The 19,226-nt window shown below is 69.3% G+C and carries 17 protein-coding genes and 1 pseudogene; 8 read left to right on the top strand and 10 right to left on the bottom strand.

The genetic code is table 11. The features are described from left to right. Positions 1–2: 2 nt before the first annotated feature. From OG521_00305 to OG521_00270, 8 genes are all read right to left on the bottom strand, one after another. Positions 3–2,633, bottom strand: a complete 2,631-nt coding sequence (locus tag OG521_00305) for an ATP-binding protein (GenBank protein ID WUW19306.1) — start codon at positions 2,631–2,633, stop codon at positions 3–5. Beyond that, entirely contained in the window at positions 2,630–2,851 is a 222-nt protein-coding gene (locus OG521_00300; protein ID WUW19305.1) for a hypothetical protein, read from the bottom strand. Before OG521_00300 ends, OG521_00305 begins: the two co-directional genes overlap by 4 nt. After that, the gene (locus OG521_00295; GenBank protein WUW19304.1) at positions 2,848–3,405 is read right to left on the bottom strand and encodes a hypothetical protein; all 558 of its coding nucleotides are present in this window, start codon (positions 3,403–3,405) and stop codon (positions 2,848–2,850) included. The genes OG521_00300 and OG521_00295 overlap by 4 nt, the downstream gene beginning before the upstream one ends. Beyond that, positions 3,402–3,758 (bottom strand): hypothetical protein, encoded by a 357-nt coding sequence (locus tag OG521_00290; protein WUW19303.1) that lies wholly within the window; start codon positions 3,756–3,758, stop codon positions 3,402–3,404. Before OG521_00290 ends, OG521_00295 begins: the two co-directional genes overlap by 4 nt. Before the next feature lie 9 nt (positions 3,759–3,767). Next, positions 3,768–4,715: a conjugal transfer protein gene (locus tag OG521_00285; GenBank protein ID WUW19302.1), complete on the bottom strand. Its 948-nt coding sequence runs from the start codon at positions 4,713–4,715 to the stop codon at positions 3,768–3,770. 113 nt (positions 4,716–4,828) lie between these two features. Then, entirely contained in the window at positions 4,829–5,089 is a 261-nt protein-coding gene (locus tag OG521_00280; protein WUW19301.1) for a hypothetical protein, read from the bottom strand. A 113-nt stretch (positions 5,090–5,202) separates the two neighbouring features. Further along, positions 5,203–6,018, bottom strand: a complete 816-nt coding sequence (locus tag OG521_00275; protein WUW19300.1) for a hypothetical protein — start codon at positions 6,016–6,018, stop codon at positions 5,203–5,205. A gap of 820 nt (positions 6,019–6,838) precedes the next feature. Then, positions 6,839–7,207, bottom strand: a complete 369-nt coding sequence (locus OG521_00270; protein ID WUW19299.1) for a hypothetical protein — start codon at positions 7,205–7,207, stop codon at positions 6,839–6,841. A gap of 644 nt (positions 7,208–7,851) precedes the next feature. On the opposite strand from OG521_00270, the gene OG521_00265 reads away from it, so the two are divergent. The 6 genes from OG521_00265 (at position 7,852) to OG521_00240 (ending at position 13,148) form a co-directional block, all read left to right on the top strand. Beyond that, positions 7,852–8,040, top strand: coding sequence for a hypothetical protein (locus OG521_00265; protein WUW19298.1), 189 nt, complete (start codon positions 7,852–7,854; stop codon positions 8,038–8,040). 430 nt (positions 8,041–8,470) lie between these two features. Beyond that, positions 8,471–8,950, top strand: a complete 480-nt coding sequence (locus OG521_00260; GenBank protein WUW19297.1) for a lamin tail domain-containing protein — start codon at positions 8,471–8,473, stop codon at positions 8,948–8,950. A gap of 323 nt (positions 8,951–9,273) precedes the next feature. Beyond that, complete coding sequence (locus tag OG521_00255) at positions 9,274–9,765, top strand: lamin tail domain-containing protein (protein ID WUW19296.1); 492 nt, start codon at positions 9,274–9,276, stop codon at positions 9,763–9,765. Between the two features lie 204 nt (positions 9,766–9,969). Then, positions 9,970–10,134, top strand: coding sequence for a hypothetical protein (locus OG521_00250; GenBank protein WUW19295.1), 165 nt, complete (start codon positions 9,970–9,972; stop codon positions 10,132–10,134). Positions 10,135–10,276: 142 nt separating this feature from the next. Then, on the top strand, positions 10,277–12,478 hold the full coding sequence (locus OG521_00245) for a VCBS repeat-containing protein (GenBank protein ID WUW19294.1): 2,202 nt from the start codon (positions 10,277–10,279) through the stop codon (positions 12,476–12,478). A 403-nt stretch (positions 12,479–12,881) separates the two neighbouring features. Next, positions 12,882–13,148 (top strand): hypothetical protein, encoded by a 267-nt coding sequence (locus OG521_00240; GenBank protein ID WUW19293.1) that lies wholly within the window; start codon positions 12,882–12,884, stop codon positions 13,146–13,148. 1,266 nt (positions 13,149–14,414) lie between these two features. On the opposite strand, the gene OG521_00235 is transcribed toward OG521_00240, so the two are convergent. Then, positions 14,415–15,668 (bottom strand): endonuclease VII domain-containing protein, encoded by a 1,254-nt coding sequence (locus tag OG521_00235; protein WUW19292.1) that lies wholly within the window; start codon positions 15,666–15,668, stop codon positions 14,415–14,417. A gap of 151 nt (positions 15,669–15,819) precedes the next feature. Continuing rightward, positions 15,820–16,751: pseudogene (locus OG521_00230) on the bottom strand (IS5 family transposase). Between the two features lie 439 nt (positions 16,752–17,190). Between OG521_00230 and OG521_00225 the strand changes: the two are divergent. Together OG521_00225 and OG521_00220 are read left to right on the top strand one after the other, a co-directional pair. Continuing rightward, positions 17,191–17,730 (top strand): hypothetical protein, encoded by a 540-nt coding sequence (locus tag OG521_00225; protein ID WUW19291.1) that lies wholly within the window; start codon positions 17,191–17,193, stop codon positions 17,728–17,730. After that, positions 17,727–18,698 carry a hypothetical protein gene (locus OG521_00220; GenBank protein ID WUW19290.1) on the top strand — a complete coding sequence of 324 codons (972 nt, stop codon included), beginning with the start codon at positions 17,727–17,729 and terminating at the stop codon, positions 18,696–18,698. The genes OG521_00225 and OG521_00220 overlap by 4 nt, the downstream gene beginning before the upstream one ends. Positions 18,699–19,226 lie beyond the last annotated feature (528 nt).

Below are 19,226 nucleotides of genomic sequence, written 5' to 3'. Positions count from 1 at the left end.
CGTCACACCACCTCTGCCGTCTGCATCCCGCTGGCCACCAGGTCCTCACGGTTCGGGCCCGTACCTGACGGGGCCTGGTCGGGATCGGAGTGGATGACGTCCTCCAGTGCCGGGTCGAGCGGCATCTGCACCCGCATTGCACCGATCCGCCCGAACAGGTCGCGTACCAGGCACTCGCCGGCCCGCTGCGCCTGGACCGTCTCGGACTCGTCGAGAGGGGAGAGCTGCGTGGTGACCATTTCGAGGAGTTCCGGGTCGTTCGGGTCGAGGTCGAGGAAGTCCAGGCCCCGCCGGGCGAGTTCCTTGTTCGTCTGGCGGAACAGGTGCCGGCGCGGGATGAGACCGCGCACGATTCGGCCGGTCTCGGTGTTGGGTCCGATGTCCTCGGGGTCGTGGCTGCCCACGAGTACGCCCGCCCCGTGCTTACGGCCGTCCCGCAGCAGTTCCAGGAGCAGGTCCAGGCCCTCGGGGGAGGAGGTGAGCCACCAGCACTCGTCCCACACGACCTGGCAGAACTCGGCGTCGTGACGCGGGTCGAAGGCGATGTGCCGGCAGATCGTCGCGATCAGATACAGGGCGGCACGCCCGAACACCTTCTCCGGGCTGAGCCGCTCGAAGTGGCCGGGCTCCAGTTCCCACTTCTTGGGCAGCGCCAGCTGTGCGACGGAGAAGACGACGGAGTCGGCGTCGGTGTCGATGACCGGGAGGCTCTCGTCGAAGACGGCTTTGGCGATGTCGCGGCGGGCGTGCATGTTCAGCTTGCGGGCCAGCGACCGGCAGGCCGGATCGCCCTCGCGCACCCCCCGCTCGGTCAGGTGCGTCATCAGCACCTGCATGCTCGGCGCCTTGCCGGCCAGGACGTGTGCGACGGCCTCCGACAGGACATCGCCACTCTCGTCCATCGGCTGGATCCCGAGCAGCATGTGCAGGAAGCTCTCGCAGCGCCGCTGCGCCTCGGACAGGTCGGCCTTCACCTCGCCGCGGTCCTGGGTGAAGACGCGCAGCGGATCGAGGGAGACGGCGGCGCTGCTGTCGGTGGTGATCAGCTCGGTGTGCCCGGGGCAGGAGTGTGCGAAGCGCAGCCATTCCTGCTTCGGGGTGCGGTCCACGATCACCGCGCGGCCGCGGCTGCCGACCTTGCCCGCCTTGCGGCCGGCCGCGAGCGTCCAGTACACGGCGCACTTCATCGCGTAGGACTTGCCGCCGCCGAGCTCCCCGAGGAACGCCGCCGAGGCGGATGTCTTCTTCTTCGGGCCGCGGGTGAAGTCCATCAGCACCGGACGGGCGCCGCCCCCGGTCAGCTGCCACCCGTACAACGGGCCCCGCTCGTCGCCGAGCTCCGTGGCCGCCCAGGGGCCGGCCATGGCGAAGTCGCGGGCCAGGAGGTACTGGGCGTAGGAGGCCATCACCTGGGGGGTCCGCGCACCGGGCAGCATCCCGTAGAACAGGTGCTCCTGGTCGCCGAGCGGACGATCCAGCGTGTAGTCGTCCCCTCCGAAGGCGGACTTGAGGACACCTGCCCGCTGCTCGACCTCCTGCGGACTCTCGCCCCAGACGCAGAAGGCGACCATGGCCCGCACGTCGACCTCGCCCTTGGACGCGGTCAGCCGCTCCCGGTTCTCGGCCAGCGACTCCGCGGCCTTCCCGACCGGGGCCGGCACTCCGGCCGGGTCGTGTGACCACTCCTCGGGCTGCCCGGCCAGATCGCGCGCCTTGCGGCGCGTCTTGACCTCGGCATCCGAGCCCGGCGTCACCTGCAGCCGGACCACCCAGTCGACGGGGAAGTCAAAGGTGTCCAGAGCGGCCAGATACTCCGAGCCGGGGAAGCGGAAGGCCTCCGGCATCTCCGAGAGCGTCAAGAAGCTCTGGTAGGACGCCCCGTGCTCGGTCGCCACCTCCAGCCACCGGCGTTTGAACACACCCGCCCCACGCTGCTCCTCCTCGTCCGCCAGGGTGCCGCCGATCGTGCCCTCGGTGAGCACGGCCTGGCCGAGCGCGGCCACCGTCCGGCCGCGGTTGACGATGCCGCGCTCCGTGTCGGGGGTCGGCAGCAGGGGCTCCAGCACTCCACGGCGCGCCGAATGCCCGTAGACCCACAGGATCTCGGCCTCGCTCGCCGGGCGGATCGACACCGTGCCCGGCCACGTCGCCGCCATCCGCGCCGCCTGCCCGAGGCGCCGGGCCTCTTCCTTCCGGCTGATCGGCGCAGGCAGAAGACCCAGCTGCAGGGCCACATCCGCCTTCGCCGCACTCACCATGTCGCCGAGCCGCTGACGGGAAGAGGCCGCGGGCAGCGGGACGGCGAGCCAGTCGGTACGCCCGGTCAGCTCCAGCCCCTCCAGCCTGTCCAGGAGCCGGTGGGCGACCTGGGTGTAGTCGTCACTGGCCTGCATGTCGATGCCTTCGGTCATCGCCCGTACCACCGCACGCGGATCGACCTGCGGGCACAGCGACAGCCACATCGACTCCCCGACCAGCTTCTTCACCAGCGCCTCAAGAGCCTTGAGACGCCGAAGCTTGGCGGTCTTCCCGGCGTGCACCTGGTCCACGCCCTGCACCCGGTACAGCGCCCACACCGTGCCGTGCACCGTCCACACCACGTTCCCGGCCACATGCCGGACCGGCATCTTCACGACTGCTGCCCCCGCTCCGGGCCCCCCGGGTGCTCCGGTGCCGTCGCGCTCTGCAGGCCAGCCCACCGAAGGTCCGCCGGCAGCGTCTTTCCGTACGCGGCCGCCCCGAAGGCGACCGCGGTGATCTGCGTGAAGGGCGGGAGCGTGAGCGCGTAGCACTCATCCCGTACGAAGCGCACGGGCAGCGCGCAGGCGGGGGCGAGTTCGGGCTGGTTCATCGCGGTGTCCTCGAAGCCGTGGAGTGGCGGGTGGCGAGCTGGGCGAGTGCGGCGGAGCCGGTTCCCGACGGCGCTGCAACCGCACGCCGCGCACGTTCCCGGACGGGGGCGGCCGGCGACCAAGGGGCCGGACGCCGCTGCGGCGGGTGCCCGGTGACGGTGGCGGTGCCGTGCAGGGACTGCGTGGTGATCCGGGGCAGCGGCCGGCCGCCGAGCCGACGGCGCTGCCCGCCGACGAGCAGGCCCGCCGTGCTCGCCAGCGCCGTGAACGGATTCCGGCCGTCGACGTGCAGACGGCGCACCAGCAGCGAAGCGGCATAGGGGAAGAGGACCAGGGCGCCGAGGTTGAACAGCCCGAACGCCGCCCACAACGCGGGCACCGCGATCAGAAGCAGGATCATGACCGCGAAAATCACGCCCATGGTGACGAACTGCGGCACCGTGTAGGGGCCGCCCCACAGACGGCGCCCCTCCCACTGCCCGATCATGCTCGGGTGACGGCGGGCCTTGGTGTAGCAGCGGCCGACCAGGACCTCCTCGTCCACCTCACTCACGCGCGCCGCCCCGACCAGTCAGTCACAGGTGCCGGGGACGGCAGCGCCACCGGTACAGGAAGGTCGACCACGCGGACCACGCGCACGTCCTGGCCGACGGTGTGGTCCTTCTTCAGCTCCTCGGCGGTCTTGGTGCTGAGCACCGTCTGGGAGGCGATCACACCCATCACGACCGCACCGCCCACGGCCGCGACGAAGGCCTTGAGCATGGAACGGGACGCCGCCCACGTCGCGCCGACGCTGCCCACGTAGATGATGCCGAGGACGACCACGGTGATCAGGGTCTTGACGTCCTTGCCCATAGCGGTCCAGTCATCAAGGATCCCGACCGCGGCCAATGGAGTGGAGTACATGCGAGCTCCTTATCGAGCAGGGGAGAGCGACGGCGAAGCCACCGCAGCCGGCAGATCGGGCAGAACAATCTGGGGAGTCGGGTCCAGAGCAGCGACCTCCCACCGGCCGTCACGGCCGGACAGGGTGAGCGCGTACGACAGCGGCCGCGCGATACCGTCGGGCCGGGCCGCCTTGACGCCGACCACCAGGCGCAGCTGCTCCCGCCCCGCCGGCGCGCCGATCCGCCCGTCGCCATCCGCGTCTTGGAACGCGGTCTCGGCCGACACCTGGGTAACCGTCACCGACTGGTACGGGGCCGGTCGGACCGGTGTGAGGCGGGTTCCGGGGGAGATGTAGCGGACGAGCTCCCCGCTGCCGGACAAGTACGCGGAGAGGAACTCTGACACGGTGCCCACGGCAGGGTCCGAGGACTGCGCCGGCATCGGCGCCCCGTACGCGAGCTCCGCCTTCGGCGTGCCGCCTCCCGGCGCGGCGACCTCGGAGGGAAGTGCGAGCGCGGCCAGCGGCCCGCCGTCCCGGTCCGCCTCGATGGGCACCCGGAAGAACCGCATACGGATCACCGGCTGCTCGCCGGAATCCGCAGCCCCTTTCCGCGCCGGCTCCAGGACCCGGGCCGCGACCGTCACCGACCAGTACCGGCCCGGCTCGATCTCCTCCACCCGCACCGCGGCGATCTGCCCGACCTGGACAGCGTCCGGCCGGCCCTCCAGCTCCAGATCCGCGGCGCGCGCGTAGAACGCGGCGAGTTCCTCCTGGGACCCGTCGCCGGAGCGCAGGAACGCGGCGACGTACATCTCCGCGAACCCGCCCGGCCCCGTCGTCCCACTGCTGGAGGACTGCACCACCGGAGCGGGGCGGGTGTCCGCGGCGGGCTGAGACACGAGCGCCCACCCGCCCAGCACCGGGCCGCAGATAAGAAGCGCCCAGGCCAGGCGCCGTACGACGTTCGTGCCCATCGCGACTGACCCAGTCGACGGCGACGTCCACCAACCACCCTGATCGTCCAGACCCTGGCCTACGCCCACGCCGTCGCCGGACTCACCGGCGCGTGCCTTCCGGCCGCGGCGCATCACGACGCCCCGCCCCGCCACACGCGCAGCCGCTGCTGCTGCTCGACCGCGTCCAGCAAGGCGAAGCGGTCGAACGCCTCGCGCACCGGGCCCGACTCATCCACGTACTCGCGCGCGACCCGCAGCGTGTACTCCGTGAACGGCAGCGTCGCCAGCAACCCCACCAACTGCTCCGCCCGCCGCCGCGCCCCGGCCAGCAGCTCCAGATCCGCCAGCCCACACGACGTCGTGACCGCATCCTCCGTGCGCGCCATCGTCATGGTCTCCTCCCTCAAGCCCGATGCATCCGGCAGCTGTTCGCCGCCGTTCACACCCCAAGGAGCCGGACCCCGGACAACGTGACCGGCCGGAGCACTCCAATTTCCAGCCGCCATTACGCGGCCCGCACCCACTGCGCCGCCACCGGGCGCAGCGCCCTGATCGCCCGCGAGCGGCGCTTGCGCGCGGCCGGCGTCGCAGCACCGGTGCGCTCCGCCTCCTCACGGACCACGTTCACCACCGCCCGGGCCTGCTCCAGCGGCAGCGCCCCGTGATCTACACCCCACGCCAGCAACGCCGCCAGCTCGCCCTCGGCGCTGTCCATCTCCGTCATGTTCGTCACGGCGGCGACCTGCTGGGCCTGGCCGCGCTCGATGAGCAGACGCTGTGAGACCTGGTCGGCGACGTCGTCCTCGGCGCCGCCCGGCAGGTCCCACAGGTCATCGAGGCGGACCGCACGCGCCTCGTCCAGACCGAGTTCACGGCTGGCGTGGTGCAGCGTCTCCAGGACCAGATTCGCGGCGACCCTCCGACGGCGACGCAGCGGGAACGTACGGGCCACGACGTACAGACAGCCCACCACGACCTGGGCCACGTCGTCGAAGTTCCGCTGCGGGGTGAGCAGAGACTGCGTGAGCCGCACCATCCCGGGCACCATCGCCTGCACGATGACGCGCGCGGCCAGCTGAGCTTCCCGTCCCTCGCCCGCCGCATGCTCCAGCACGGTGATCAGCCACCGGTCGTTGAACGCGCGGTCGCGTCGGGCAGCCAGGTACGCGACGAGCTCGCCCAGGTCCTGCGGCAGGTCCCCGGTCCCGGCGACACCGGCTTCCGAGATCCAGCCACGCACCAGGGCGCCGCCTGCCGAGTCGGCGCACACCAGCGCCCATTCCGCGTCCAGTCCCGCGAACATCCGCTTCTCAGCTCCCACGACACGACTCCTTTCAAGTACGTGTCGTGGACTCTCCTCAGCCGCACTGCCCCGCCGGATACCCCGATCACCCAAATGCGCAGGTCAGGGGCTTGCCCAAAGAGTGACCCACCCTCAAGCACAGTGACCCGCCCCGAAGTGCCCATCGATACCTCGTACGGTCGGAACCACTGCGTCTCGCGCACGGGGCGCGTGGAGCTCAGAACATCGACGGCCGCCCAGGCCGGAGAACGGACGGCCTGCTCCGAGGTCAGTGCGGCGCCGTTCCACTCTCCGGTCGCACGACGCCGCACAAGACGCCCGGAGCGCCGCATCCACGCGCGGGGTATGCCCCGTGATAGGGATCCGCGCTGGAAAAACCCAGCTCGCATCGTTCCAACTTGTGGAACGAGATGGTGAGGGAGCGCGCGGCACGCCATTCCACTCGGTGCGTGCACGGTCTGGCTTCGTTCGCTTTTAGGGGCAGCGTCTGTCCACCGGTTTGGGCAGCAGTCGCGGATTTAGAGGCTCGTGAATGTTCAGGAGAAGTAGCAGGGCGGACGATGCGCAGTGCGTCGCTCGCCGTGCCCGCGGGGGTAGGAGCTGACGACCACGTGCTCGGGATAGCGGGAGGTCGCCCCGCCCCGGCACGTCGAGTAGATCTGGCGGGCATCGATGCGGTGCACGAACCCCGTCGTCGACGGCTGCGCTGCTGACGGTAGTACCACCCGTCGGGGCGCTGGATCAGAAACTGACGGATTGCCCAATAGGTTGCTTCTGAGGTTGCTCTTGGGATTGCCTTTGTAGTTGCTCTTCAGGTTGCCCAATGGCAGCCCACCCCTTATCCATCGGATGACCAACTCCCCAGGTCAGGTGGTGCAGGGTCACTCCGCGCCGATGCCGACACCTCTCTCCTGAAGGGGGAGAGCTTTCCTTCCATCCGGCGTTGGGCCCGGAGTTGAGGCTCGCTGTGGTCTGCGATCCACCAGTTGCGACGGACGCCGCGCTTCAGCGCGGCCTTGAACGCGCCGCTGCTGCCGGTGAGCTTGCCCTCGCCGTGCGGACCGCGCACGACATCGGCTGGCACGTAACCGTCCTCGCGGGTAGCGGCCTCACGCAGGATGCGCTGGGAGGTGGCCGGCAGGGAGAGGTAGTAGCGGGAGGCGGTCTCCGGGGCGGTCCAGTCGGTGGCCGGCCCGGCGATCTTCAAACTGCTGCATGGTCGGCGAGACGAGCTAGGAGGGCCTTCTGGAAGGCGGGACCGGCGTCCTTCGCGACCAGAAGGATGACAGCACCACCCTGCGGCCGGTCCTGCTCACCGCAGGCCCCCGCCCCACCGGCAGCGACTACCGGCACCTCCTGATGCCCGTACGCGTCTCCTGACCGGCCTCACACGGCTCTAGAAGCCGCCCGGGGCGGCGCAGCCCCACCATCACGGCCTGTGGACGATCGCGAAATTCCCCAGGCAGAAGTTCACGTAATTCCCCATTCCCCAGCGGCTGACGTGAGCGGACGATGAGGCAGTCCGTGTCAGTCCCACCAGAGCACGACGGGAAGCTGCCGTTGGGATGCACCCCGGCCCTCGGAGGACGCATCCCGCACCAGCTCCGCGCCACGAAGTGCTCCGTCGCGACGCCCTCAGCGTGGCGGCGTCCTTGGGACCTGCCGGACTGCTGGTCATCCAATGGTGGATCCACGGTCACTGACCTGGACGGCGCATCGGCTGGCGCTCAGTGTCTGCTGAGAGCGCATCACGTCACGTACTGCCCTCTCACTGAGGGGCGTGAGACAGGCAGGGGTAGCTTTTTGACGTCACGAGACAGTAGTTGTCGGCGACGTCGGGAGGTGCTCACCGTGCCCGATCTCGATGTCGATGAGAACGGGTGGCGCCTGCCGACACTCGGCAATGGCGGGACAAGGGCCGCCGACGGCGCTCGTAACCAGCCCTTTTGTTTCGAGCCTTGGGCCGGGCTGCGATTTGGTGTCGACGTGGACGGCCAGAGTGGTGTGGTGTGCCTGCGGGTGCAACTGGTCGGTGGGTGAAGGCGACGGGTGCAAGCTCGAGTCGCACCCCTCCCCACCACTTCTACGCCCTCATCCTGTTGTGCGAATTGCGTCCGGTCGTGCGAAGGGTCGTGCCGAACAGCCGTTACAGAGATCGTGCCGTCCGTACGGGTGGTGCGCCGGTTGGCGCCCCGTGGCGTGTGCCGGCGGGTGGAAGGGCTTGCTGTCGATCGTTGAACGGGTGGGTGTACCCGTCAGTGACTGTCAGGGTCACGCCCGCCGCATATGCGTGCGGGTTGCAGGTGAGAGCTGCGGAAATATCTGTGATTGGTAACTGGGCCGGGTATCGGTTCCGCGGGGCGGGTGTGGGGCGCAATGTTCTGGTTCTCGGCCCGGGACGGGTCGAGAGAGATCCGCCCCGCCGGGCTTGTGTCAGCCGGCAGGGCACTGTTCTTGAGGAGACGTCACTTTGTCTGCTTCTTCGGCCTCCCGCCGTATCGCCGCGACCGTGCTGACGGCCGGTGCTCTCGTCTCGGCCGTCGCGTTGCCGGCTTCCGCCCAGGACCACGACCACGGCCGCGACCGGCACCAGGCGCGCGTCGTGATCAGTGACGTCCAGGCCGACAGCCCCGGACGTGACACCGGTTCCAACCGGTCCCTGAACCGTGAGTGGATCGAGATCACCAACCAGAGTCGCCGCGCGGTGAACCTGGATGGCTGGACCCTGCGCGACGGTGACGGCAACCGCTACCGCTTCGACGACGTCCGACTCGCGGGCCGCGCCACCGTCCGCGTCCACACCGGTGTAGGCCGGGACACCCGCACCGACCTCTACCAGGACCGGCACCACTACGTCTGGGACAACTACTCCGACACTGCCACCCTGCGCGATGACCGGGGCCGCACCGTCGACACCGAGTCCTGGGGCCGCGGACACCACCACCGCTGACCAGGCGAAGCCGGGGCGAGTGAAGGGCTGACCGCCGCCCACGGCAGAGGTCCCTTCACTCCTCCTTCTAGGGGCCGGGCAGCCACCCTGCCCGGCCCCCGCCCCGCCCGGTCGCCCACCGCACAGCCCACCAGACACCAGCCGGTTCTCCGCCGCCACAACCCTGCCCACACCGGACCGGATCACCAGACCAACCGCTGACGGGGTCCAGGCCCTGCGCTCTGGTCTCCGAGGCCTACCGGCTTCCGGAAGGCAGCCACACGGGCGCGTCAACTCAGTACGCTTCCGCTGCTCATCAGCACCAATTGAGGGGGGACCTCACCTTGCGCACCCATGCCCGCATTGCCGCAGTCCTTACGGCCGGCACACTCGCCGCTCTGATCACAGGACCGGCCCAGGCCACCGAGTACTCCTCGGCCCTCAAGATCCGCGGGATCCAGTACGACGCACCTGGCAAAGACTCCAACAAGTGCTCCACGGGCAACACCCGCGCCGAGTACCTGACCATCAAGAACTACTCGTCCAAGACGACCGTCAACCTCAAGGGCTACATCGTCAAGGACGCCGCCGGGAACCGCTTCACGTTCCGCACCAACCACTACCTGCAGCCCGGCGACTACGTGAACCTCCGCGGCGGACACGGCACCGAATCCGACGCCAAGAACGTCGCCTACCGCAACAACTGCAACTTCATGTGGAACAACGACAAGGACACCATCTACCTCTACAAGCCCACCGGCTCCCACGCTGACACCCACGCCTACACCAAAGCCAAGAACGACCGCGACGGCAACGGCTACATCACCTACCACTAACCCCCACTCACTCCCAGCGTCTTGGCCGCGCCACCGGCGCGGCCAAGACGCCGGGAGCGGGGGCCGACGGCGCGAGGACGGAGGTTGCGCCGGGTAGCCGTGGTGAGGAGGCACGCTGCACCACACTCCTCAGAATTTTTTTCCCCTCTTCGACCTCGTCGCCAGCAACTGGACCACCGCTGTCCGCATCGGCCCATAGACCCGTTGCTCCGTCACGAGAAGAACCACCGCCTCCCGCTCGCCGGTGCGGCGAACGGGAGCGAGATCTGCATCAAGGACGCCTCGGGGAACCTCGCGCTGTTCGCGATCACGACGAAGCCGACCACGGTGCCGGAAGTCGGCTTCCTCCTGGGCGACATGACGGTCTGACGCGACGCGGCCCGGACGCCGGGCCGCCCCTCCCTCTGAACCGCGCATGTTTCGAACAGCCGTACAACCCTGCACGGCTGTCGCGAGTCCTCTCGTCGTGGCACCTGGAGGCACCAGGACCACATCGCCCGGGAGGACTTCCTTGAACCACCTCAGCCCCGCCGGCCGGCGCCTTGCCGTTGCCACCGTCGTCGCCCTCGCTGTGACGGCCGGCGCCCTGACCACGCCGGTCCTGGCGGCCACCCCGGTGGTGACGGCATCCGTCGCGACCCAGCAGCAGCCGATCTCCGTGCCGCCCGGCACGGTCGCCCTCTCCGCCGGGCCCACGGGTTTCCTGTCGCGGCACAAGGAGGGCGAGAGCGACGTCTACGCCTGGACGCGGTACGACGGCACCCGGACCCCGCTGCCAGGCGGCCCGTACCAGGCGAATGCGGGCACGGACATCGTCGTCCGGGTCGCCGGCACCACACGCTCCTTCCTCGACATGTCCACGGGCGAGGAACTGGTCACGTACGACCTCGGCGGGGTCTACGGAGCGGTCCAGTGCCAAGGGACCACGCTCGTCGCCTCGAAGCGCGCGGAGGGAGGTGCCGGGCAGGAGGTGCACCTGCTCGACAAGGACGACCAGGGCCGGGTCGTGGACCGGACGGTGACCGGCCTGCCGGAGGCCTCGGCGTGGAAGGGCGAGGCGAATTCCGCCCCGGGCACGTTGCTGCTCCACGGCTTCAAGGTCACGGACGGGACGTGGGAGCAGCGGTTGGCCGTCGTAGACCTTGCCTCGGCCTCGGTGACGGCGACGTACGTCATTCTGAACAACAAGAATTACATCCATCCCGTCAGCGGGTCGCGTACGCACGTGGTCTGGCATGAGCGGGATGCCGAGGGAAAGTCCGTCCTGGCCGTGGCCCGGCGGGAGTCCCCGGAGGTGATCAGCCGCAGCACGTGGGTGGAGAGGGCGAACGAGTCGACGCTGACGTTCGGCCTCGCGGGCGACTGGGCCGTGTACAGCGACCCCGGTGCCTTCACCGCCCTGGGCCCGCCCCGTCTGGCCGGGTTGAACGCCCGATCGCTGACCACGGACGAGACCATCCCGCTCCTCGCGCACGCCACCGCCGTCGTGCCGGCAACCGACGGCGGTGTGATCGCGACCGGCGGCACGATCGAGCACGGCGAGGGGCTGTACCGGATCACACCGGGCGCTGACGGCGGTCGGCCGACCGTGTCCGTCCTGGCGACCACGGGAGTTCCCACCGTCCTCGCCGGACTGTCCGAGCCCGTGGCGCCGTCCGGCGAGATCGACCTCGACCAGGCGGACGGGAAGGTGCCGGCCAGCTGGACTCTCAGCCGGTCCAACGCGCGTGTCACTCTCCAGCTGACCCACACCCGTACGGGCGCGTCGGGCACCGTCGTGGCGTTCAACCCCGTGGCGGACACGACGGAGTTCCGCCTGGACTGGGACGGTTTCCTCGACACGTTCCCGGCGTACCGGGGCGCGTACACGTGGACGTTGAGGGCCGAGCCCCTCAACGGCCTCGGCCCGGCCATCGAGCGCACCGGCTCGTTCACCGTCACCCGAGCGCCCCGCCCGCACGACTTCGACGACAACGGTTCACCGGACATCTTCACCCGCTCCTCGACCGGCGTGCTGTCCCTGCACGACGTCGGCCAGCTCGGACGACTGACGTACGACGAGACGCCCCGTCGCACCAAAATCGGTGGCGGGTGGAACACCTACGACCGGATCGTCCCCGCCGCCACCGGCCTCGTCGCCCGCGACACGGCCGGCGTCCTGTGGTCGTACGAAGGCAAGGGGGACGGCTCCCTCACCCCCCGCAAGCGCGTCGGCGGCGGGTGGAACATCTACGACAAGCTCACCAGCGGCTCCGATCTGACCGGCGACGGCCTGAACGACCTCCTCGCCACGGACAGGACCGGCGTGCTGTGGCTCTACCCCGGCAAGGGAGACGGCACCCTCGCCGCTCGTACGAGGATCGGCGGCGGCTGGGGCGTCTACAACCAGGTGACCGCGACGGGCAACCTCGCCGGCGCCCCGGCCGGTGACCTCGTCGCCCGGGACACATCCGGTGTGCTCTGGCTCTACCTCGGCAAGGGCGACGGCACGTTCGCGTCGCGGACGCAGATCAGCGGCGGTTGGAGCGGGTACCGGATCATCGGCCCGGGGGACATCGACGGGGACGGTTGGAGCGACCTGGTCACCGTCCCCGCGGGCGACCACTCCTCCACGTACATGAGGTTTTACTACGGCACGGGTCAGTGGAAGGCTCCGCTCCCCGCCGCCGAGCCCCCCGGTGCCCACGTGACCGGTTTGGACCCCCTCCTCTGAGCGGACGCAGGACACGCCGGACGGGAGTGGTACAGAAAACGGACAAGCCCCAGGTCACCGACCTGGGGCTTCGTTCAGGAGCGGACGGGGACCGGACCCGCGCTCCGAGGGGTGCGTGCGGCGGTGCCGGAGATGGGCGGTACCGCACGTGATGCGGCGAAAGTCGGCGCCCCGCGCGCCCTGGCGGTGACGGACACGATCGACGCGTTCCGCCAGTCCCCGCCCCTGCCCACCAAGCCCGTCGCCCGCCGCACCCCGGCCGGCACGCCGCTGCCCGTCCAGGCCCGGGTGCTGCCGACCCGCCCCCGGGTCTCGGGCATCTGCACGGGTGGGAGACCGAGGTGGCCTTGCCGGTCTCGGGGACGTCACGACGCCGGCGCGGGGGAGTCTGGGTGCGGATGCGGTGCTCCAGGCGCCGGAGGACGGGGTGCCGGTGCTGTTTGTGGGGGTCGACAACCACACCGAGCCCGCCGCGGTGGTGGCCAGGAAGTGGCACAGCGCCCCGACACCCGGGGACCCCAAGGACGGGCTCCGCGACTACACCGGCACCGTCCCCGTCATCGCCACGACCCTGACCCGCCTGCACCAGCACGGGCCCCTACGGGCCTGTCTGGTGGCGCTACGGACACTCCGCCTGGGAAACCATCGAGGACGCCCTGGACAACCCTGACGACTCCCAGGTCCTCCGTGTATCCGAGCAGGAGCACCGTGCGGAGCGAGACGCCCAGGAGGACCGCGGGCGCCAAGAGCGGGAGGAGGGTGAGCGGCGGCGGAAAGCGACCGCGTGGCCGTGCCCGACCTGCGGCCACGAGGTCCCCTCCAACGACGGCTGGGCTACCGCTTCCCCGGGCAGCGACTGCAGCGACTGCACCAGGATCAAGAACCATGAACGGGAAGCGGCCGGCGATCCCGTCGCCGAGGAAGCCGAAGCCGAAAGCCGGGAGGAACCCAGGAGCGGCCGCCTCTTCAGCTTCCTGCGCTGACCCGATTCCTGACCCGCCCCGCGTGCAGCGGGGGCAGCACTCGAACCCGGGTGCTGCCCCCGCTGTCAGGTCTCAGGCTCTGGCGCAACTTCCGTGAAGCCCCGTCTGCCGGGGCTCGCGCTGGCCTCTGGACGAGCTGCTGGCCTACCGGTTCGCCAGGGTTGCCGGCCTCGGACGCCGAGATCGGTACGGTTCACGGAAGTTGTGCCAGAACCAGGTCTCATGACCACAGACGGCCGCGATGACCACGGCCGCTGTCGCCGGGGTAGGTGGTCCACCTCAGCCGTGGCGAGCCGACGTATGGCTTTGTAGGTGGCAGTTCTCGTGGACAGAGCCACTCTTCATGGACCTTCGCCAGCATCGGCGCAATCCCTCCGTCAGTTGCTTCCGGGACAGTCCTCACTGCTGCGGCCAGGACATGGCTCTCGCTGAGGGGCATGGCGCGTGGGACGGGCGGGGGCGGCTCTATCGACGGCCCGGCTACGAGCGGCCCCGAACTCGTTCAGTTGGTCTACGAGTCATCGGTTGGGATGGCGGACGATCCCGCTGGTGGCCGTGCGGCTGGAGGCGAGGCGATCGACTTCGCGCTCCAGCCAGCCGGTCGGAGTGTGTTGGAGCCGTAGCCGCTGGCGCGGGATGTACCTGGCGGTCGCCGCTGTCGCCCTCACCGCACTGAGCTGAAGCACCACCCACCCGCACACCCTGAGAGTGGGGAAGATCCATGGACGCCCGCGAGATTCAGGAAGAGCTGCGCCGCGAGGTCGAGGAGCAGGAGCGCGCTACCAAGGCGCTGGCTGAGGAGATCGCGAAGGCGGCCGGCCGGGACCGCGGAGCCTAAAAGAGGCAGAGGGCCGGGCGGTACGGATCATCCGTACCGCCCGGCCCTCTCGCATGTCCGTCGGGGCGGACATGCATGCACGCGATGTTGTGTCAACGACGCCGTTGTATGGCGGTCACCCCGCTCCTGTGGCCGGGGCGGGAGAAGGCCGGCCTTCCCGTACGGCCAGCACCGCGTCGACGAAGGCCCGCACGAGCGTCGCCACTTCGGACGCCGTGACGTCCTTTGTCCAGCGGCTTTCCGCGTGCCAGCCGCTGCACTCCAGATGGAACCGGTGGACACCGTGGGCGTGCTCCAGCTCCCGTACGTACGGCTGACGGTGACAGCGGCCATGCCGCTCGGTCTTCTCCAGGTGCGTGAGGACCACATCCGTGTGGAAGCGCCGCGGCAGGGTCTGCTGCTCCAGGCAGGCCCGGCATTCCAGGAGGTGCAGCGCATTGTCTTCGAGCTGGAGGAAGTAGTACGGCATGGCCTTGCCCTCGCGCGTGTTGCAGCTGCCGCAGAGAGGTCCTCGAACATGACCGTGCTCGTGGCAGTGGTCCCACGCGGACGCCTGGCGCCTCTTGCACAGACGGCACAGGTAGTCGTCGGCCCGCGTGCCCCGTCTGCGCGCGGACGCGTACTGCACGCCGCGCAGGTGACCGGCGTAGGTACGGAACGCCGCTCCGGAGCTCGGCGGGCACCTGGTGACGTAACCCTGGCTGGTCGATGTCCGCCAGCCGTCCCAGTACGGGCCCTTGAGGCCGCAGCTGGAGCAGAACCGGACGCAGTCGACCAGTTTGTCCTCGCGCTGCGCCCAGCGGTCCAGCAGCTCGATGTAGGCGCGGGGCAGAATCCACTCCTTGCCGGACCAGGTGAGCAGTTCCAGGAACCGGGTGCCGGCCAAGTTCTGCGAGTACCGAAACCGGCTGCTGGCCGCGACGAACTCGTCCCACGTCAGATCCCCGGGAAGCCCGTTCGCCCCGACCCGCTTCCAGGAGCCACTCCATTCCTCGTACGGGCGACCGTCGTGGGCTTTGCGGCGGGCCTGGCCGAACATCTGTGACACCACCCGGCGCCGCCAGTCGACGCGCTGCCATTCCTCTGGATTGCTCCCGGACTCGTGGTACGCGGGCAACTGCACGTCGACGACGTCGTCCAGGTCCAGCCGCATCTCCGCGAGCGCCTGCCCCGCGCGGCGGATGTCCCGCTCGTCGTACATCCAGCGCGCCTTGTGCTTGTAGCAACGCACCGCTATGTCACCGAAGAAGACGTGGCCGTGCTGCGCCAGCCCCGGCATGTGAATGAGCTCGTCAGGGTCCAGCGGCACCATGGCGCTCTGCGTCAGGTCCGCGAAGAGGGAGCGTGCGTACTCCCGGCTGATGGGCATGGCCGAAGGGTGGCAGCTGCCACTGACAATGCCGCCTGAACTGCACATAGCTAACTGTCAGTGCACAGGCGCAGAAACGGCACGACCGATCAAGAAGACACGCCATCACAAACCGCACATGACCAAGCCCTACTAGGCACTGTTTCTCGGATCATGCTCTGAGCCAGATGACGAGGGCTGCGAGGGTGACGGTGCCGAGGTAGATGTAGGCGCGTTTCTCGTAGCGGGTGGCGACGGCGCGGAAGCCTTTCAGGCGGTTGATTGCGCGTTCGACGGTGTTGCGCTTCTTGTATCGCTCGCTGTCGAAACCGGTGGGACGGCCGCCTCGGGAACCGCGATTCTTACGGTGTCTCTGCTGGTCTAGGCGTTCGGGGATGGTGTGCCGGATGCCGCGTCGCCGCAGGTAACGGCGGTTCTTTCGAGAGGTGTAGGCCTTGTCCGCCAGGACATGGTCGGGCCGAGTCCGGGGGCGGCCGACTCCGATGCGGGGCACGGAGACCTGCTCCAGCACTCGCTCGAACTGGGGGCCGTCACCGTAGTGTCCGGGTGTCAGGACAAGGGCGAGGGGCCGGCATCGCCCGTCGGCGGCAAGGTGGATCTTGGTGGTGAATCCGCCGCGGGAACGTCCCAGACACTCGCCGATCTGACCACTTCCTCCAGCCGGACCGTCAGATTCCTCAACACCGGATCGACCTGTTTCGTCCCCCCAGCGATCCCCTTTTGAGGGGCCGCGACCGCCGTCGCCTTGCGCGCGCCGGCGGCGTGCTGGTGGGCCCGCACAGCTGTCGAGTCCACTGAGACGTCCCAGTCGATCTGGCCCGCGGCGTCCTCGGCCGCCTGGATCCGCGACAGCAGCATCGTCCAAGTTCCATCCGCTGACCAGCGGCGATGGCGTTTGTAGACGGTCTCCCACGGCCCGAACCGCTCCGGTAGATCCCTCCACTGCACGCCCGTCCGGACCCGGTAGAGCACCCCGTTGATCACCCGACGGTGGTCACTCCACCGGCCCCCGCGGGCCCCACCAGGAGGCAAGAACGACTCCAGCCGGTACCACTCCGCATTCGTCAGATCACCACGTCCCATACACACAGCCTGACCCCAACACCCCACGCACGTCAGGAGATCCGAGAAACAGTGCCTAGTGGTCTGGGTGATGGCTGGCCCCGCTCTGTTCTGGGCGCTTATCGGGCTGGGGCTGGGACTGAGCCGCGCAGGCCGGGCGGCGGGGAATCACTCTCACCGCGATCCTGATCGTGCTGACCTACGCCTCGCTCGCCGCCCAGTCCACCGGGCACGGGTTCAGCTACTGGTCGTTCCTCACACTCCTTGTCAGCTGCGGTCTCTTCACGTTCTGCCTCATCCCGAACGGCCTCGTTCCAGATCGCTGGCGGCCGCCGTGAAAGAGAATGTTCAGTTCACGCCATCCTTCGCCAAGACCCAGCGCACCAGCTGACCGGCCGCGATACTCGTTCCCGCCTTGTCCCGCGCGAACGAGCGGGATAGGGCTTCACGAGGGGGGCCGGTGACCGAGGCACAGACGGAGCGCGAACTGCACGAGACGCACCAGGAGCTGGTGCGCGCGCTGGCCCGCGAGCACGCGCTCGCCGCCACCCAGGATTCCGAGGACGGCGTGCCCGACGAGGTGTTCGACGCTCTGGTGGAACGCGCTCAGGCACTGATGGTCTACGAGGAGCAGCTGCCAGCGCTGCTGGTCGAACCCCACCGACGGCGCAGCGAGAAGATCGTCTTCTGGTCCTGGCGGGCCCAGAGTGCGGTCGCGGCCGCGCTGATGGGCGCTGCGCTGCTGCTCGGGCACTCGGGCTGGTGGCTGCTGCTTCTTGTGCCTCACCTGGTGGCCACCTTCTGCGGCTGGCAGCTCAAGGTGACGCTGAAGGATCACCTGGACCGCCGCTACGCATCCCTCGGACTGCACGTGGTGACGGTCCTGCTCGCGCTGGTCGTGCTGGGTGTCATCTCATCCTGGTTCCTCGTCGCCGTCCTGATCGGCTGGGCGCTTGTGGGGGGCGGCCTCGCGTCGGACAGCCAGGGGGCGGGGAAGTGAGCGACGCGTTGGAGTACCAGTTCCAGGACACCGACCGGCGGGTGCGCGACCTGGACCGCCGGCTCGACGACCTGGAGAGCGAGCACGAGAGCTTGAAGTCGCGGTTCGGATACACCGAGGACCTCGACCACGACCTGCGCACCATCCGCGACAACGTCTCCAGTTGCGAGAGCGCGGCCGAGGAGGTCGATGGCAGAGTCGATGACCTCGAAGGCCGCGTCGAGGCTGCGGAGCGGACGGTGAAGCGGCTCACCCAGCACGTACGGCTGCTGGAAGGCCAGATTATCGCCACCGGGAAGATCCCCCACGCGGACCTGGACACCTTCACCACAGACCAGCATGCTCTGGCCCGCACCATGCGCACCGGCCAGGAAGCCGCCGACGACCTACTCCACGACGATCTTCGCTACCAGTACCAGGCCCAAATCCGGCGGTTCAACGAAACACGGTCCGCTCACGAGGACGCCCGGGAAGAGGTAGTCGCCCTTACCGGCGCTCTGCTCAGCCACCGCCACGGCACCCCGGCCCGCACCCAGACCGCCACCAAACTGCGCACGGCCATCGCGAACGAGGCCACCCGGCGCCGCAACTTCCGCCAGCAGAGCGGCCAAGCCCGCAGGGCCACCGCCGCTCTCGCCGCAGACCGCACCGCAGCCGCTGACAAGCAGCCGGCCATCGCCGCCGGCGAACGTGCCGAACAACGCCTGACACTGGCACTGTGCAGCAAGCTGGCCGACGCCCTCAGTAACCGCCGGATCCTGCCCTCCTGGTTCGCTACCGTCCTGGGCCCGGCGCCACCGGCCCGGGCTACAGACAGCTGGCTGGAGTGCGCCACCAGCGTCCTGCTCTACCGTCTTACCTACCGTGTCGACGACCAGGTCCTCGCGCTTGGCCCCCGCCCCGACCCTGCAGACGAACACCGATTTCAGTGGTGGGAGCGACTCCGTAAAGACCTCGGCCGCTGGTGACCCGGGCCTCACCTCGGCTGGCCCGCGCGGCCCCGGCCGCTGACCCACACGGTCCGGAACGTGCTGACCCGCGCTGTCGACCGGGGGCAAGGCGGGCGCGGTCGGTGACGTCGTCCCCGACGAGTGACTCGTCCCAGGAGTCAGGGCCCGGGGAATACACGGAGCGACGCCGCCCGCCAGGGCGGCTGCTCTGTGTTCCTTGGCATCCGAGGGTTTAGAGCCGAACGTGGAGCAGCCGGAGGACGGTCTCGCCTATCGAGTTCCAGCTCTACCCTGCTGCACCTTTACATTCTGTCTTGGGGATGACCTTGTTGTTCTCCCCAAGGGGTGAGTTCCCTAGCCCGTTACCGGACCAGTACACGCCAACTGATGCTTTGGGACTTCCGTCGGCTGCAGTGACGAAGACCTCGGACACATAGCGCTGGCCGGAAGCGGTCTTACCCTCGACTTCCAGTACGCGGCCGCCAGCTGAGTCATGTGTATTTTTGACGGCTGCCGAGCGGACGACCCGTGGTTCTCCTGCCGGCT

Origin of the sequence: Streptomyces sp. NBC_01463 (assembly GCA_036227345.1) — a bacterium.
In the GTDB taxonomy this organism is placed as follows: domain Bacteria; phylum Actinomycetota; class Actinomycetes; order Streptomycetales; family Streptomycetaceae; genus Streptomyces.
Note: the sequence above shows the minus strand (reverse complement) of the source record. Positions and strands in the feature narration are given on the sequence as shown.